This window comes from Microbacterium sp. HMWF026 (assembly GCF_003061325.1).
GTDB classification, from domain to species: domain Bacteria; phylum Actinomycetota; class Actinomycetes; order Actinomycetales; family Microbacteriaceae; genus Microbacterium; species Microbacterium testaceum_E.
The window spans coordinates 1-2269 of sequence record NZ_QAJB01000371.1 but is presented as its reverse complement, the minus strand read 5'-3'; the positions used below and the strand labels follow the sequence as shown (position 1 = coordinate 2269).

At 72.7% G+C, this 2269-nt stretch carries 3 protein-coding genes; all 3 read left to right on the top strand.

Annotated features, from left to right (window positions below; translation table 11 throughout):
• Positions 1-487, top strand: a 487-nt coding sequence (locus tag DBR36_RS13835) for a GNAT family N-acetyltransferase (RefSeq protein ID WP_258222860.1), incomplete at its 5' end; no start/stop codon positions are given.
• A 51-nt stretch (positions 488-538) separates the two neighbouring features.
• Positions 539-1402 (top strand): Fpg/Nei family DNA glycosylase, encoded by an 864-nt coding sequence (locus DBR36_RS13830; protein WP_108320307.1) that lies wholly within the window; start codon positions 539-541, stop codon positions 1400-1402.
• A gap of 316 nt (positions 1403-1718) precedes the next feature.
• The coding region (gene ribD / locus DBR36_RS13825) for a bifunctional diaminohydroxyphosphoribosylaminopyrimidine deaminase/5-amino-6-(5-phosphoribosylamino)uracil reductase RibD (protein ID WP_108320305.1) at positions 1719-2269 on the top strand (551 nt) is incomplete at its 3' end.

Sequence of the window (2269 nt, the reverse complement as noted above, 5' to 3'; positions counted from 1 at the left end):
CCACACGGAGTGCCAGGATGCCGCGATCCAGCGGTTCACGACGGTCCCCTCGCCATACGGGCTCACCGATGCCGAGACGTTCGTCGAGCTGACGCGCGCCTGGTGGGACGAGGGGTCGGAGGCGACCTGGGCGATCCGGCTCGAGGAGCGGCTCGTCGGCATGGTCGGCCTGGCGAAGCTGCAGAGCGGCGCGCCCGAGATCGGGTACTGGGTGTCGTCGCGCGTGCGGGGGCAGGGTGTCGCGACCGAGGCGGCGCGCGCGGTGGTCGAGTGGGGCTTCTCACCGGCGCGTCTCGCGCTCGCGCGCATCGAGTGGCGCGCCGTGGTGGGCAACGTCGGATCCGCCCGCGTCGCCCGCGCGCTGGGATTCCGATACGAGGGGCTGCTGCGCCAGGCGGGGGTCAACTCGCTCGGGCGCTCCGACATGTGGGTGGGTGGGCTGCTGCGCGACGACGACCGCGCGCCGCACCCGTGGCCCGTGGGATGACGCGGCGCAAGTCCCGCCCGCGATGTCGGGGGTGCGTGGCACCATGGCCGCATGCCGGAGATGCCTGAGGTCGAGGGACTCGTCGAGTTCTTGCGGGGTCGCGTCACGGGGCTGCGCATCGACAAGGCCACCGTGTCGGCGATCAACGCCCTGAAGACCTACGATCCGCCGCTGACCGCGCTGGTCGGGACGACCGTCGTGGGCGTCGAGCGGCACGGCAAGTTCGTCGACGTCGCGACCGAGGGTGGCATCCATCTGATCTTCCACCTCGCCAAGGCGGGATGGCTGCGCTGGTACGACACCCTGCCCGCCACCGTGATCAAGCCGGGCAAGACCCCGATCGCGCTGCGCGTCGGCTTCGACGACGGCGCGGGCTTCGACCTCACCGAGGCCGGCACCAAGAAGTCGCTCGCCGTGTACGCGGTCCGCTCCCCCGACGAGGTGCCGGGGATCGCCCGCCTGGGTCCCGACCCGTTGAGCCCGGGTTTCGACCGCGCGGCCTTCGGGGCGCTGCTCGAGGGCCGCCGCACGCAGATCAAGGGCGTGCTGCGCGACCAGTCGATCATCGCGGGGGTCGGCAACGCCTACTCCGACGAGATCCTGCACGTGGCCAAGATGTCGCCGTACGCTCTCGCGGCGAACCTCTCGGCCGAAGAGGTCGATCGCCTCTTCGCCGCGATGACCGCCACGCTCGCCGAGGCGATCACCGAGGCGCGGGGTAAGCCGCCCGCCGACCTCAAAGACGCCAAGCGGCGCGGCATGCGCGTCCACGGTCGGCGCGGTGAGGCGTGCCCGGTGTGCGGCGACGAGGTGCGCAGCGTCTTCTTCGCCGACAACTCCCTCGAGTACTGCCCCACCTGTCAGACCGGCGGCAAGCTCCTGGCCGACCGGCGCCTGTCGCGGCTGCTGAAGTAGCCGCGGGACGCACCCGGGACTGCAGCGGGTGGCCACCACGTACCACGAAACGTCGCCAGATGACGGGGAATGAAACCGGCCGATGCACGTTGACTACACTTCGAAGTGCAACAACGTGCTCCGGGGTCGGTGAGAATCCGAACCGGCGGTGACAGTCCGCGAACCCCTCCGCGAAGCGGTGGGGCCGATCCGGTGGAACTCCGGAACCGACGGTGATGCGAGGGTCCGCCCGCGCTAGTCCGGATAGGAGGCAGCACGGACGGCGCGTCGCGCCCTCCCGCTGACCCTGCCCCGACTTCGCGGGAAGGACAGGGAAATGGCATCCGCCGTCGAGATCGACGCCATGCGGCGAGCGCTGCAGCTCGCCCGGCGCGGCCCGCGCGGGCTCAACCCGCAGGTCGGTGCCGTCATCCTCTCGCCCGACGGCGATGTCCTGGCCGAGGGGTACCACCGCGGGGCGGGAACCGCCCACGCCGAGGTCGACGCCCTCTCGCAGCTCGCGCCGGGTGCCGCCCGCGGAGCGACCGCCGTCGTCACCCTCGAGCCCTGCAACCACACCGGCCGTACCGGCCCCTGCGCCCTCGCCCTGATCGAGGCCGGCGTCGCCCGCGTGGTCTACGCCCTCGATGACCCCACCGACGCGGCGTCCGGCGGGGCCGCGAGACTGCGCGCGGCCGGGGTCGACGTCGAGTCGGGAGCCGAGGCCGCCGCCGCCGCAGAGGTCGTCCACGACTGGGTGCATCTGCAGCGCGCGGGCCGCCCGCGGGTGACGGTCAAGTGGGCGCAGAGCCTCGACGGCCGGGCCGCCGCCGACGACGGCACCAGCCAGTGGATCACCGGCCCCGCCGCCCGCCGAGACGTGCACGA

Excerpts from the sequence above, each read along its gene's own strand:
- DBR36_RS13830 (WP_108320307.1), top strand. The coding sequence starts at position 539 with ATGCCGGAGATGCCTGAGGTCGAGGGACTCGTCGAGTTCTTGCGGGGT.